A 14,441-nucleotide genomic window follows, 5' to 3' on the forward strand; every position below is an offset into this window, starting at 1 on the left:
TCCGGCGGAAAGCCCGCAAACACGGACTTTCCGGCAGGGGAATGCTCCTGGATCAATTAATGATCATGCTTCACCACCTGCGGGGACACCGCAGACTGGGGAGCGTGGTGAATCATCGTGTAGGCGTATTCCACGCCCACGCCGTAGGCTCCGCCCTGCTGCTTGAGCAGATTCATCAGGGCATCGTAATGTTCCTTGTTCTTCCAGTCGCGCTGGAATTCCAGAATGGCGGCAATAGTCGTCAGCCGGGTTCCGCCCGCCTGGGTAATGCGGGAAAGGGCGGCCTTCTGGGCATCACGGGAGGTGGCGCCGCAGCAGTCTTCCACCACGTAAATGTTGTATCCGTCGCCCATCATTTCAATGGCCGGCCAGGTGACGCACACTTCCGTCCAAAGACCGGTAAGCAGGATATTCTTGCGTCCCGTCGCCTTGATGGCCTTGCGGAACTCGTCGGAATCCCAGGAATTCATGGAGGTGCGTTCAATCACGTGCTGGCCGGGGAACACGTCCAGCAGCTGCGGCCAGACATACCCGGAAAAGCTTTCCGTTTCCACGGCGGTGATGATGGTGGGCACCTGGAACAATTTGGAAGCCTTGGCCAGCAGGGTAACGTTGTTGATCAGGTCCGCCCGGTTGATGCTGGCTACGCCAAAGGTCATCTGGGGCTGATGGTCAATGAATACCACGGCAGTATCTTCCGGGGTGTAAAGCTGATGATAGTGTGACGACATGAATGACATCCTATGATTCTCCTATATCTATATTGATGGTTGTATCCGGGATTCAAACGGTCTTTTTAAACTGCATCCCTTGCCAGTTGGAGAAAGGATTTGGCACATTTGTTGATTTCATGCCGGAGGGTGACGCAGGAACAAATCCGGGAAAAACAGCAACTCATGATCCGCAAGCGCCTTCCGTCCGTGTCATGCCACGGCGGAAAAAACGCTCAAAAACACCTCCCCGGAATCCCCGTCAAAAAGAGAATTCCCGGATCATCGCACTGCGGGAACAGCGGAGAAACCATGCCTCTGCCGCCCCCTCCGGCGGCCCTAGCGGGTTTCCCCGTAATTGATGCCCCGTGCATCCAGAATCTCCACATACCTCTTCAGGCGCCTCAGGAAATCCGGGTAATTCTTGTCTTCCTTCCGGCTCCATCCCGTCTCCGCATAAGCGGCTATGCGCGGGAACACACGCCGTTCCAGCTTGTCCGCATCCGGAATCCATTCCGTCCACACCTGGCATCCCAGCCCCAGGACCTGGTCATGATACCTGGGCTTTAATCCGGGGAAAACGGGCTCAAAGGAATAGGACTTGGACAGAGGCAGCTTCTGCTCGTCCTTGTTGATGTAGGTCATGTGGGAGGTGGAATTGACCACCTGGTGGCCGTCCTCGATCGCCTTGGTGGCGATCTTGTCGGACCCGTACCAGAAATGGATGATCGCCTTTCCATCCAGACGTCCCAGGGCAGCTCCCTGGCCCCCGTCATGGTGAACGTCGGTACCCAGGATTTCATTCCAGCCGATCGTCCTCACCCCTTTTTTGGCGAGCATCCCGGAAATGCGGTTCGTAAACATAATCTGGAGGTCCGGGAACGTCTTGATGCCCTTCTTCTTCATGAACGCCTCAATATGGGGAACACCCTCCCAGTACTTTTTGTAGCGCACTTCGTCGCCGCCAATGTGGATGATTCCCCCCGGAAAGAGGGAGGCCAGCTCCGTCATCACGTCCCCGATGAACTGGTAGGTGCGCTCGCTGGTGGGGTCAAAGGCCGCTCCGTCGTTGAAGCTGACGGGAATCTCCGGCAGGGGGCGAGCGGAAAGCTTCAGTTCCGGGTAGGAGACGATGGCCGCGGCGGAATGGCCGGGCACGTCTATCTCCGGCACAATGGTGATATTGCGCTCCGCCGCATAGCGCACAATGCGCCTGATCTGCTCCTGCGTATAAAATCCTTCATGGGGCTTGCCGGCATACTTGCCGCTCCCCCAGGTCTCCACTTCCGTATCCTTCCTTTTGCTGCCCACGGACGTCAATTTGGGGTACTTTTTAATCTGGATGCGCCATCCCGCATCATCGGACAAATGCCAGTGCAGAACGTTCATCTTCAGCAGCCCCATCTGGTCGATCAGCTTCCTGACCTCTTCCTCTCCGAAAAAATGCCGCGCCTCATCCAGCATGAAGGCCCGCCATGAAAACCGGGGGTAATCCAGCATGGAAAACGGCTTCTCCGCCACTTTCCAGGCCACGGCGGACTTGTCCGCGCTGCTCTGGAAAAAGGCTGGCGGGAGCATCTGCGCCAGGCTCTGCCCGGCATAATAGACGCCTCTGGGGGAAGCGGCGCGGATGGAAATCAGTCCGGGCTTTACTTCCAGCCTGTAGGCCTCCGGCCCGTACTGCTTCAGGGAGGCATCCTTCTCAATGCGGATGGCATTAGTTCCACCCGGCCCATCCAAAGCAAGCCCGGTTCCCTGTGCTAAAAACTGCTGGAGAAAACGGGCCTGCTTCTGGAATCCGGGGTCCTTCTCCCGGCAGACGACGCGGCTTCCGGCATCCAGAACGATGCCTCCCTCCGGCCCCGTTTCTCCATACTTCACGGAAACGGGCCGGGGAATGATCTGCTCCTGCCCCTGCGCGGCCATGCAGGCCGCGCCGGAAAGCATCAGCACGAAAAAGGGGCGGAAAAAGCGCATCATGGCAGCCATGATACACACTTTCCCCTCCATGTCTTTCTCTTTTCCTGCGTCCAGGCACAAAAACCCTTTCCGGACAGTTCCCATGACACGCCGGCACCGACAAACAGCAACCGTGCCGCCATCCCTCCCTTGCCTTTCCCCTCCGGGCGGCGTACGATGGGCACCATGAAAAAAGATGAAGCCCCCAGCCTGTTCGCCGCCTTTGCGGACCGTCCCCTGGCGGACCGCCTGAGACCGTCCGCACTGGCTGAAATCGTGGGGCAGGACCATCTTCTGGGGGAAGACGGCCCCATACGGCGCATGGCGGACTCCGGCAAACTGACCAGCTTCGTCCTGTGGGGGCCGCCCGGCTGCGGAAAAACCACGCTGGCGCGCATTCTGGCCACGCGCACGTCCATGCACTTCGTGGCGCTCTCCGCCGTCTTCTCCGGCATGGCGGACCTCCGGAAAGCCTTTGACGAGGCGGCCAAACGCCGGGAATACGGGGAAGGCACCCTCCTGTTCGTGGATGAAATACACCGCTTCAACCGCGCCCAGCAGGACGGCTTCCTCCCCTATGTGGAAAACGGCACCGTCACGCTGGTGGGCGCTACCACGGAAAACCCCTCCTTTGAACTCAACAGCGCCCTGCTCTCGCGCTGCAAGGTCTTCGTCATGCACGCTCTGGACGCCGCAGCGCTGGACAGCATCATTGAACGGGCGGAATCCCTCCTCCAGCGGAAGCTGCCGCTCACTCCGGAAGCCCGCGCCACCCTGGTGGACCTGGCGGACGGCGACGGCCGCTACCTTATCAACCTGATGGAAAGCGTCTTTGACCTGTGCAGGCCGGACGACGTCCTGGACACGGAGGCCCTGCTGAAAATCGTCCAGCAGCGCGCCCCGGTGTACGACAAGGACAGGGAAGGCCACTACAACCTGATCAGCGCCCTGCACAAATCCCTGCGCGGTTCGGACACGGACGCGGCCCTGTACTGGGCCGCCCGCATGCTCCAGGGCGGGGAGGACCCTCTCTACCTGCTGCGCCGCCTGACCCGCTTTGCGATGGAAGACATCAGCCTGGCGGACCCCGCTGCGCTCCAGATGGCGATCGCCGCGTGGGACACGTACGAACGGCTGGGCTCTCCGGAAGGGGAGCTGGCCATTGCGGAACTGGTCATCTACCTGGGGTGCGCCCCCAAGTCCAACAGTGCCTACACTGCATGGGGAGCCGCTCAAAAAGCCGCCAGGGAACACGGCTCACTGATGCCGCCCGCGCACATCCTGAACGCCCCCACCAGGCTGATGAAGGAACTGGGATACGGAAAGGACTACGCCTACGACCACGATGCGCCGGACGCCTTTTCCGGACAGAACTACTTTCCGGACAAGATGCCCCGCCGCCAGTTCTACAAGCCGCCGGAACGGGGCTTTGAGCGGGAAATCAACAAGCGGCTGGCGTACTGGGACAAGCTGCGCCGCCAGCGGGCGGAAGAGGATTCCGGCGGCTCCGGAACGCGGAGAAGCCGGAAAAAGCCTCCCGCTCCGGAGGAACGGGAGCCCTCATGAGGCATCCGCCGGCCATACGGCCACTTCCGCAATCCCCTGCCCCGGCGACAGCCGGATGCGGACATACCTAGCTCCGGCGTCCTCCGGACACGCTGCGGTCAGCCCCGTCCCATCCTTGTTCAGAACGGTTTTGACGTCCTTCCAGGTGTTGCCGTCCCTGCTGACCTGCACCACGGGGGGCTGCCCCTTCCAGTTTCCGGCGGCCTTCGCCTCCACCCGGTCCAGGCGGAATTCAAACTCCATGTCCAGCTGCCACCACGGCTCCTTGTCATCCGCGGACGGCTTCCATGCGGAAGCGGCGTCCCCGTCGGACGCCTTCATCGCGTCCTGGACATTGGATGAAGCGGAACAGGGCCTCAATGCCGCCAGATTGGCTTTTTCCCCGGTTCCGGACTGGCCGTACCGCGCCAGCTGGGCGTCCCTTTCCTGTGCGGTGAAACGCTTGTAGGGCCTGTCGCCCGTTTCCGCGCTCCTGCCCGCCGCGTACGCCGGGGCCTTCCGGGAAACGATTTGGAGGTTGTCCCCCTTCAATCCGGGGGAAGATGCCTTGATGACCGTTTTTCCGGCATAATAGGACCGGAACTCAATGGCCGCGCAGCCGTCAATGAGGTCAATGTCCGTTCCGGGCGTGAACGTGATGCTCTTGCCAGTGGGGAACTCCCCGGGGCCGGACTCCACCGTGAGCGTCACCGGAACGGCATTGGCTATCTGCCTCCCGGAAGCGTCCGCCACCTTCACGGTCACGTGCACGTCGTCCGTGCCGTCCGCCGGGCTGATCACCTTCTTGTCCGCGGACAGCTTCACCAGCGCGGGCGTTCCCTTCACAGGCCATTCCGGCGGGGGAATGCGTTTGAACTCATTCCTGTACCAGTACCAGGCGCGCTTGGGGATGCGGAAATAATCCACAATGCCCATGCGGCCGCCGGAAGGCCAGATGCTGCCGTGGTCAAACCCGCACCAAACCGCCTCGCCGATGCGCCAGGGATAGCGGACGCCGGCGTCCTTGTCCTTCTTCATGTCCCCCCAGCCCGGCGCGTACGCTCCCGGCCTCTTGCAGCTCACGGAACCGTATTCCGTCACCATGCTGGGCCTTCCGGGCGTCTTCACGCGTGAGCCGTCCCCGTTGAAAGCGGCCAGGTCCCCCAGTTTGTCAAAATTCCCGCGCTGGCCTCCCCCCGCGCACACGGGGCGCGTCGGGTCCAGCTCCTTCACCAGCGCGATGAGTCTGGAGCACAGTTCCCTGGACTCCTGCGCATGTTGGGTGAAAAACGGCTCGTTGCTGATGCTCCAGATGACGATGGAAGGATGGTTCCGGAATTGCAGCACCATTTCCCTCACCTGGCGCATGCAGCTTTCCTCAAAAGCGGCCCGGTCCTTTTCATCGGAGGGATAGGCGTCGCAATTCCAGTAGCGGTTGTCCTTCTTAAACCCGCCCATGCCCCAGAAAATGCCTTCATTCAGCATGCACATGCCTTCCCGGTCGCAGGCGTCCAGAAAAGCCTGGGAATGGGGATAATGGGAGCCGCGGATGAAATTGAACCCGGCGTTCTTCATCAGCAGCACGTCACGGCGCGCCCCGGCATCCGTCACGGCATCCCCCCACCCGGCATGGTCCTGGTGCACATTGGCCCCTTGCAGATAAACGGGCTTCCCGTTAATCAGCATCCCCTTGTCCGCCGTCAGCTCCAGAGAGCGGAAACCCAGGGGACTTTCAGTCCGGTCCAGCGTCTTCCCCTTCTCGTCCACCAGCTCCGTCGTCACGCGGTACATGTTGGGCGCTGCCGGACTCCATAATTTGGGAGCGGCCAGCGGAGGCAGGTCCGTCTGAATGCGGTCCGCCCCTCCCGCAGCCAGCTTCACGGGCTTCTCTCCGCGCAAAACCACACGACCGCCCTTCTCCTCGCGCACGGTGTGGCGCACGGAAAACTTCTTCATTTCCACGGACTCATTCTTCACCTCCGTCAGGATGCACACCTTCCCGCGGGAGGGCGTCACTTCCGGCGTCTGCACCCACACGCCGTGGGCCGGAATATGCACGGGGGAACACACGTGCAGATGCACGTTCCGGTACAGGCCGCCGGAAAAAGTATGTTCCCCGGCCCGCGGGGCGATGCGGGGATTCCAGCGGTTGTCCACGCGCACTTCCACCCAATTCTCTCCAGGCTTCAGGAAAGGCGTCAAATCCGTCCGGAACGCCGTATACCCCCCTTCATGCCTTTCTGCCGCCTTCCCGTTCACCGTCACCTCCGCCACCTGGAAGGCTGCGCCGCAATCCAGAAAAACCTTCTGCCCCAGCCATTCCTCCGGCACAACGAGTTTCTTGCGGTAGGAACCGCGCCCCGTGTAAAAGGAGTCGGACATGAAATAGGGCAGGCTGAACGTATGGGGCAGATGCGCCGTCTGCCAGCCGCTCTTTCCGGGGTCGTCTTCCAGCCGGAACTCCCAGCCGCGGTTCCAGACCATCCTCTTGCAGGGGGAGGAAGCTTCCCCAGCGGTAGAAACGCCTGTTTCCGCACCAGCCGCGGAGAGGCTCAGAACGGCGGCGCCCAGCATGCAGGCAACAATCTTGAACATGTGTATGCTACCACTCCCCTGTGCTCTTTCTTTCAATCAAAAAACATTTCCGCGCCTTGAAGCGTCCACAACAACCAGCCGTGCACCCCTTCCGGGCTGCACGGCTGGAAAAAGCCTTCATTCGGGAAAAAGGCGCTCCCGCGGATCCATTACTGGGTGATGATATTCAGTTCCGCCACGGTGGCGCTCTGCTCACCGCCCTTCACCGGGGACCGGGCATCCAGCTTGAAATAGCGGGCCTCCACAGGCTTGCCGAAGTCGATGCGCTGAACCGCGGGGTCCTTCCTGATATAATGGTACGTGAACTGGCCTTTCTTCACTTCCTTCCAGTTCTGGCCGTCATCGGAAACGGAGAACGTGTACTGGCTGATGAGGCCCTTGTCCTTGTCCATTCTGGGCGTGTAGATGAACCCCGTGAATTTCATCCTGGTTCCCATGTCCACGGCAATGGAATGGGGGAAGCCCGGGAGGCCGTTCGTGTACGACGTGTGCCAGTAGGTATCCGGATTCCCGTCAATGGCGAAGTGGGCAAACCCGGTATCCGGTTCTTCCGAGGAAGCACTCAGAATCTTCCATTCGCCCTGCCCCTTGACGAGGGGAAATTTCCGCTCGCCGGGAGACGTGGGAGGCACCTTGCCGGACTTCCCGGCGGCGGCCCAGGCCCTGACTTCCCCTTCGGGAAGCTTGAAGGGCTTCCGGTACGTTTTCTCCGGCCCCTTGTTGACGGAATACTTCATCTCCGCTCCGGGCGTGGAGGAAACCAGGCTGACCATGCCGTCCCCGTCCCGTTCAATCACGGGGGAATGGGGCACGCCCAGGCCCGCGCGCGCCAGGTTCAGCAGGGCGGATGTGGGGGCCAGCACAAAACCCAGGGGGGTGGCCTCGCTCAGCGTCTGGTACTTTGCCAGGGGGCGCGGCCCGCAGGAGGAACCGCCCAGCCCCATCTGGAAGGCGTCCAGATTCACGATCACCTTGTCCTTCTCCGGCAGCCTGTCCAGGCTTTTGGCGTTGTTGAGCTCCTTAGGCGTATAGCGCAGGACGGACACCTCCAGCGGAGCCCTGGGAGAGGCGGAACCCACCCATAGCGCGGGAGCCGCCTTGGGTTTGGACAGGGCCACCCAGTCCGTCTCCATGCGGTTGCCCATGTCCTGGGGCCGGGAATAGGCAAAAAACATGTCGTCCACGGAAGTGCGGAAGACGTCCTTCCAGCAGCTCGTGCGGCGGTCCCGGTAATTGTCCCACGGCCCCAGTCCCAGGTACTCCACCTGGTCATAGGCGGCAGGAATCCCGAAAGTGACGCCCAGCCGCAGAAGCTCTTCCCCTTTGGCGGAGGGATACATTCTGACGGAGGCATTGATGATGCCGTTGCCGAACACCGTCCAGGCAACCTCCCCGGAGAAGGAAAGGTCGGAGCCTTTCGTCCGGAATTGCGCCGTGATGCGGGCCACGCCGGGGGAAATGACGGCGGCCTTCACGTCGGAATACTCCGCCTTCATGTTCTGCATCTTCATCTTCCCTTCCACCTTGCCCCTGATCCAGGCGTCGTTATCCACCGGGGAACGGTACGCCTGGAGCGCCACCGGACAGCCGGGCAGAATCAGGTCCTGGCTGCCGTACCGGAGGGCGGAAAGCATCCCGTCCTTGAAGGAGGCGGAAAAGCCCTTCCCCTGCACCACCACGGGATCGCCCTGGCGCACGGAGACGGCGGGAAGAACCGCCGGAGCCTTCACGGAGGCCTCCTTCTCCACGGTCGCCGGGAACCACTCGTAAGCTTCGCACTCGTCCGCCACATGTTCCAGTTGTTTGGCTGAAAGCTCCTTCACGTCTTCCGGCAGCTTGAACCGGGCGTCCGCCAGAACCATCAGGGAACCCGTCTGCATGGCGGCGGAAGGCAGTTTCACCGTCACGGACTTGCCGGGAGCTATTTCCGGCAACGCCATGCGCTCCACGGCATGATTGCCGCCGGGCGCGAGGGACACCAGGTAAAGCGCATACCCCTTCAACGGCTTGTGGAAATACTTGTTCAGCACGGTCAGCGAGCCGTCCTTGCGGACAAAGGCCATGTACTGGTACACCTTCTTCACCTCCTTCGTCTTGGCCGTGGTGTTCCGGTTGCCCAGGATAATGCCGTTGTCGCAGAAATTGGCCTGGTTGGGCCTGTCCCCGAACATGCCGCCGTAAGCCTGCGTCACGCCCTTGAAGGGCGCGGGCTTGTAAATCCCGTTTCCGGCAGGGTTGGCGCGGAGGGACTGGTCCACAAAATCCCAGATGGCCCCGCCCACCATGCGCGGGGAGGACTCAAAGGCTTCCATGTACTCCTTGAAATTGCCCAGGGCATTCCCCATGGAATGGGCGTATTCGCACACGAAGAAGGGGCGGGAGGTCTTCTGCTTCCCCCAGTTTTCCACCCGGTCCACGGGCGGATACATGGCGGAATCCATATCCACGGCCTTGTGGCCGTGCGGGAATTCGCAGTAATGGAGGGGGCGCGTATCGTCATAGGCCCTGATGGCTTCCGAGGCCGCCACGAAGTTGGGGCCGTTGCCGGACTCGTTGCCCAGGGACCAGAAGACGATGGAGGGATGGTTCTTGGAGCGGTGAACCATGCTCATGTTGCGCTCCACGTGCGCCTTCTTCCAGGAGGGTTTTCTGGAAATGTCCATGCCGCTGTTGCGGATTCCGTGGGCCTCGCAGTTGGCTTCATCCATCACGTACAGGCCGTAGCGGTCGCACAGGTCGTAGAAATAGGGGTGGTTGGGATAGTGGGAACAGCGCACGGTGTTGATGTTGTGCGCCTTGATGATCTGTACGTCCTTCTCCATCACCTCCCGCGGAATGGCGCGGCCATAGTCCGGATGGGATTCATGGCGGTTGACCCCCTTGAACTTGACGGCCTTGCCGTTGACCAGCACGGCTCCGTCGTCAGCGATTTCCACGGTGCGGAATCCGATGTTGACGGAACGGGAATCCTTGCCGTTCAGGGAATAGGTCACCCTGTACAGGTTGGGCGTTTCCGCCGTCCACGGCTTCACGCCGGGATATTCCTTTTTCAGGGAAACCTGCACTTCCCCTCCGGCGGGAATGGCAGGCACCGTGAGCGTACCGGAATCCAGCCTGCCCTTGTTGTCCGTCTTCACGCTGCCGGAACCGCTTTTGCCTTCCCAGTTCAGATTGGTGGAAACCCCGTCGATGGAATATTCCAGCTTCATCCCGGCGGGAATGTCCTTTTTCCCGGAATTGCGGATGGTGAAGGTTCCGTCCAAGGCGCCCGTGGTGTAATTCTTCTTGTCCAGCCCGGCTTTCAAGAACAGGTCGCGCACGTGCACCTGCGGCTGGGCGAACAGGGTCACGTCCCGGAAGATGCCGGAAAGGCGCAGAAAATCCTGGTCCTCCAGATAGGAGCCGTCGCTCCAGCGGTACACCTCCACGGCAATCGTGTTCCTGCCCGGCTTCACGTAGGGAGTAAGGTTGAACTCGGCACCGGTATAGGAATCCTCGGAATAGCCGACTTTGCGGCCATTCACCCACACGTAAAAGGCAGACTCCACTCCGTCAAACCGAATCATCACCTGCTCTCCCTTCCAGGAGGCGGGAAGGTTGAAATCCCGGCGGTAGGAGCCTACGGAATTGCGCTCCTTGTATGCCGGCCAGTTCTTGGGCGGTTCCCCCATCACTTTGGGCGGATTCGCCTTGAAAGGATACGGAACGTTCGTGTAAATGGCCGTTCCATAGCCCGCAAGCTGCCAATTGGAAGGCACCTTGATCGTATCCCATCCGGAAACGGAATAGGAAGGCTTGAAGAAATCGGCGGGCCTTTTGTCCGGCGTCATGGAAAACTTGAACTTCCAGTCGCCGTTCAGGCTCAGCGTTTTGTCTGCCGCCGGGAGAACGGAGGCACGGGGAGCCTCCTTGTTGATTCCCGTCACCTCTTCATTTTCCCACTCCGGGGCCTCCCCCAGCAGGGGAAGGGCCGGGGCCAGGCACATCATGGAAAACAGGAATGCTCGTGCCGTCTTCATTTCGGGTTGGGTGCTGAATGGTTACTTATACTTGTTGATGGACGGGTCCTGATAGCGCTCGCCCCCCTTCTTCCCATCCTCTCCGGAAAGCTTCAAGGTCCATTTGCAGGAATCCGTATACGTTTTCCCGCCCACGGAGGCCGTGGCCGTGATGGTGTTGACGCCGGGCTTGAGAGTTACTTCAGGCCAGACGGCGCGCTTCAATTCATCCGGCTTGACGCTTCCCACGGCCTTCCCGTTGACGGCCAGCTTCACCATGGGGGCATTGCTGTAAACCTTCACGGGCACCGTCTTTCCCGTGCGCTCCGCAAACCTGCGGGACGTAATGTACACGGTCGGCTGCGGGCTCCAATTGGCCCTGTAGAAGAAATAGGCGTCCTTGGGCGTCTTGCGGTCATAGGTCACCAGTCCCTTGTCGTTGATGCCGGGGCTTTCTCCCTCAAAGCGGGAGGCGGAACCGAAGTCAAACATGTTCCAGACGAAGGAGCCCCACACCTCGGGCCTCTCCCTGATGCACTTGTAATTGATCTCATGCGCCTGGGACTGCCATTCCTCCGGATGCCAGAATCCCGTGGGGGACGGCCTCTTTGCCGGATTCTCATGCATGCCCGTGCTGGCGCCATGGCCGTACTCGCTGACGGCGATGCCCATCTTGCCGCCGTAGTCGCGGATGTAGCCGTTCAGGTTGCCCTTCATGGTTTCAGGGCCGCCCCCGTACCACCCGGGATAGGTATTGAACGCGATGTGGTCCGGAATATTGTTCAGCTTCCTGCGGCCCGCCTGGTTGCTGGCCCCTACCGTCATGCGGGAGGGGTCCGTCTCTTTCACGAACTTGTTCAGCTCCGTCAATTCGGCCTCCATGTCCACCCCTTTGGAGGAAGCCTCCGGCTGGTGGCCTATCTCATTGAAAATGCCCCACATGCAGATGGATGGATGGTTCCAGTTCTGGTAAATCATCTCCCGGGCCTGGAGGCGGTTATTCTCCCGGAACTCCGGCGTATCACGCACCAGGTTGACGTTGGGCACCTCGGACCAGACGACCAGCCCCGTCTTGTCGCACAGGTCGTAAACGTTGCTGGAGGCGGGATAGTGGCCCGTTCTCAAACCGTCCGCCCCCATATCCGCAATCAGCCTGATATCCCGCTCCTCATCCTCCGGGGAGAGCGCCCAGCCCTTCCCCTTCATATCCTGGTGGCGGCTGACTCCCTTGATCTGCATGGGTTTTCCGTTCAGGACAAACCCCTCCTTGGGATTGACGGAAACGGTCCTCAGCCCCAGCGGCTGCACCATTTCATCCGTCTGGCCGTCCGCCGTCCTGACGGAGGTCTTCACCTGGTAGAGGTAGGGATTCCTGACACCGTTCCAGAGCACGGGATTGGGAATCGCCAGTGTTACGGGAACTTCCAGATTCTTCTTTTCCCCGGCGGCGGCCTTCACCGTCTTTCCGGCTACCTTCCTGCCCTTCATGTCCAGAATTTCCACGGCCACATCCACGTCCCCCGCCTTCCCGTCCGAATTGAGAAGGGTCTTCACCTCCACTTCCGCTTTGGATTTGTCCAGAGACTTCGTGGTAATGAAAACGCCGGGAGAGGCGTAAAAGAGGGGGTCAATGCAGACGCCGTCCGTCTCAATCAGTTCAATGGGCCGGTACAGTCCGCCGAACATGGAAAAATCCCCGCGCTGGGGCGCGATGTGGTCCCGCTGCGTATTGTCCACCAGCACGGAAACCGTATTGGCGCCTTTTTTCAGGAGAGGGGTGATTTCATAGCAAAATGCGGTGAATGCTCCCTCATGCCTGCCGGCAGGCTTCCCGTTGACGGAAACCTCGGAAACGATGCTGGCGCCCCCGCCGCGGATGAAATACCTCTTGCCCGGCTTGGGAGCCACCGGAAGAGTACGGGTATAAACGGCGGGGCCGCGCCGGTAAACGTCGCTGTTGACGGACTTGGCGTCTCCGCGCTTCCCTTTCACCCCGTCCGCGGCATCCGACGCATTCCAGGTATGCGGCACGGTTACTTTTTCAGAAGGGCCTCCGTCAAAACGGTAATCCCAGGAACCGGTCAGGGGATACACTTCACGCGCATCCGCCATTGCCAGGAGAGAACCCAGAGCGCAGCACAGCCCTGCGCATGGCACAGTGAGAGAATGAATTCGGATAACCATGGTATGGATAATGAGTTTACTGCATACGTTCTCTGCCGTCAATATCTTTCATGATACCGGGCCGGCATTCCGCCAGGGGACGCTTTTTACCGGAATAAGCGTTCCGGCGGCTTTACGCACGGAATTAAGGAAGGCCGCCGGCTTCCAACATTTTTCCCACTGCTTTTCTGGAACCTTGATTTTTCCGATCGGATCAAAGAAATCGGAAGTAACAACATAACCTTGTTGGTTACGCGTTTTCCGATAGAAAACATAATTTTTCTTTACTATAAGGAATGCCTTTTTCGTTAAACCCGTGTTTGTGACAACACGTGAACCAATATGAGAAAAACACCGAAAACGAATAAATTGCGATATGTTGGAGCCGCGCTCCTGGAGGATGAATCCGTTACTCTGATTCAGGCAGCCAGGCTGGTACTGGAAATCAAGGAGGCCCTGGGTGACGAAATTTGCACTATCAACAGATGCCGGGAAGTCGTTTCCCTGGGGCTGAACGCCATCAAGAACAAGCACCATACGGTTAGCTTCGGGACGGCAGCGGTGGAATGCCTGCGTTCCAAAAGCCACCGCAGGCCCCGCACGCTGACGGACATCAGGAGCATCATCCAGAAGCTCAAGAAAAGCAATCCGGAACTGGAACAGACGCCCCTGCGGAACATCAGCGTGGAGGACTGCCAGAGCATCCTGATGAATACCTTCACCACCTCCCGCCAGAGGCACAAGGCAAGACTGATCCTGAGCGGCATCTTTTCCTTCTCCGTCAAACGCGGCTGGTGCGACGAAAACCCGATCTTGAGGGTGGACACGCCGTTCCTGAAGGAGCAGGAAATTCCCGCCCTGACGCTGAAGGAAGTGACACTCCTGCTCAAGACATGCATGGACGAATTCAACGGAACCTGCGTTGCCGGCGCGGCCCTGATGATTTTTGCGGGCATCCGGCCGCAGGAAGTGGAGCGCCTGCTCTGGGAAAACATCGCCATCCGGGACGGCTGCGTGATCCTGAATTCCAAACATACCAAGACGGGCGGCGCGCGCCACGTCACCATTCTGCCCGTGCTGGCCAAATGGCTCAAATTCTGCCGCGACAGGACAAAGCCGGGCCCGCTCACGCCCATCTGCCCGAAGGGATGGACGATCAAATGGCGCAAAATCCGGAGAAGAGCGGGATGGGGCAGCAGAAAAAGATCATGGGTGCCGGACTGCCTGCGGCATACCTACGCCAGCTATCACGCCAAGCATTTCAAGGACTACAACCTGCTGCAAATGGAAATGGGGCACCGCTCCTCCTCCCTGCTCCGCACCCGGTACCTGAACATGAAGGGAATTTCCGTCCAGACGGCCAACCGCTTCTGGGCCCTGACTCCGGCAAAGGTGATCGAGGAAATGGAGGCCCCTGCGGAAATGCCCCAGTAACCGTTGTTCCGGCAGGGTTCGGAAGGTTCCGCCGCGC

At 60.2% G+C, this 14,441-nt stretch carries 7 protein-coding genes; 2 read left to right on the forward strand and 5 right to left on the reverse strand.

Annotated features, from left to right (window positions below; genetic code table 11):
* Positions 1-56: 56 nt before the first annotated feature.
* Positions 57-731, reverse strand: coding sequence for a hydrolase (locus tag OQH67_RS00370; RefSeq protein ID WP_215437241.1), 675 nt, complete (start codon positions 729-731; stop codon positions 57-59).
* Between the two features lie 318 nt (positions 732-1,049).
* The gene (locus tag OQH67_RS00375; RefSeq protein ID WP_215437238.1) at positions 1,050-2,690 is read right to left on the reverse strand and encodes a beta-N-acetylhexosaminidase; all 1,641 of its coding nucleotides are present in this window, start codon (positions 2,688-2,690) and stop codon (positions 1,050-1,052) included.
* 165 nt (positions 2,691-2,855) lie between these two features.
* Here OQH67_RS00375 and OQH67_RS00380 point away from each other — a divergent pair, with 165 nt between their 5' ends.
* Positions 2,856-4,235, forward strand: coding sequence for a replication-associated recombination protein A (locus OQH67_RS00380; RefSeq protein ID WP_251828273.1), 1,380 nt, complete (start codon positions 2,856-2,858; stop codon positions 4,233-4,235).
* Here the strand turns inward: OQH67_RS00380 and OQH67_RS00385 are convergent.
* The 3 genes from OQH67_RS00385 to OQH67_RS00395 form a co-directional block, all read right to left on the reverse strand.
* Positions 4,230-6,809: a glycoside hydrolase family 2 protein gene (locus tag OQH67_RS00385; protein ID WP_215437235.1), complete on the reverse strand. Its 2,580-nt coding sequence runs from the start codon at positions 6,807-6,809 to the stop codon at positions 4,230-4,232. The genes OQH67_RS00380 and OQH67_RS00385 overlap by 6 nt on opposite strands.
* Before the next feature lie 149 nt (positions 6,810-6,958).
* Positions 6,959-10,828 carry a glycoside hydrolase family 2 TIM barrel-domain containing protein gene (locus OQH67_RS00390; RefSeq protein ID WP_215437232.1) on the reverse strand — a complete coding sequence of 1,290 codons (3,870 nt, stop codon included), beginning with the start codon at positions 10,826-10,828 and terminating at the stop codon, positions 6,959-6,961.
* Positions 10,829-10,849: 21 nt separating this feature from the next.
* Positions 10,850-12,919 carry a glycoside hydrolase family 2 protein gene (locus OQH67_RS00395; protein WP_215459005.1) on the reverse strand — a complete coding sequence of 690 codons (2,070 nt, stop codon included), beginning with the start codon at positions 12,917-12,919 and terminating at the stop codon, positions 10,850-10,852.
* Between the two features lie 393 nt (positions 12,920-13,312).
* Between OQH67_RS00395 and OQH67_RS00400 the strand changes: the two genes are divergently transcribed.
* Complete coding sequence (locus tag OQH67_RS00400) at positions 13,313-14,404, forward strand: tyrosine-type recombinase/integrase (RefSeq protein WP_215437217.1); 1,092 nt, start codon at positions 13,313-13,315, stop codon at positions 14,402-14,404.
* The last annotated feature ends 37 nt before the right edge of the window (positions 14,405-14,441 follow it).

It is taken from the genome of Akkermansia biwaensis (assembly GCF_026072915.1).
Taxonomy (GTDB): domain Bacteria; phylum Verrucomicrobiota; class Verrucomicrobiia; order Verrucomicrobiales; family Akkermansiaceae; genus Akkermansia; species Akkermansia biwaensis.

Bases quoted from the DNA above. Each gene is read 5' to 3' on its own strand.
- OQH67_RS00385 (WP_215437235.1), bottom strand. From the start codon at position 6,809: ATGTTCAAGATTGTTGCCTGCATGCTGGGCGCCGCCGTTCTGAGCCTC.
- OQH67_RS00395 (WP_215459005.1), bottom strand. From the start codon at position 12,919: ATGGCGGATGCGCGTGAAGTGTATCCCCTGACCGGTTCCTGGGATTAC.
- OQH67_RS00375 (WP_215437238.1), bottom strand. From the start codon at position 2,690: ATGATGCGCTTTTTCCGCCCCTTTTTCGTGCTGATGCTTTCCGGCGCG.
- OQH67_RS00400 (WP_215437217.1), top strand. From the start codon at position 13,313: ATGAGAAAAACACCGAAAACGAATAAATTGCGATATGTTGGAGCCGCG.
- OQH67_RS00370 (WP_215437241.1), bottom strand. From the start codon at position 731: ATGTCGTCACACTATCATCAGCTTTACACCCCGGAAGATACTGCCGTG.
- OQH67_RS00380 (WP_251828273.1), top strand. From the start codon at position 2,856: ATGAAAAAAGATGAAGCCCCCAGCCTGTTCGCCGCCTTTGCGGACCGT.
- OQH67_RS00390 (WP_215437232.1), bottom strand. From the start codon at position 10,828: ATGAAGACGGCACGAGCATTCCTGTTTTCCATGATGTGCCTGGCCCCG.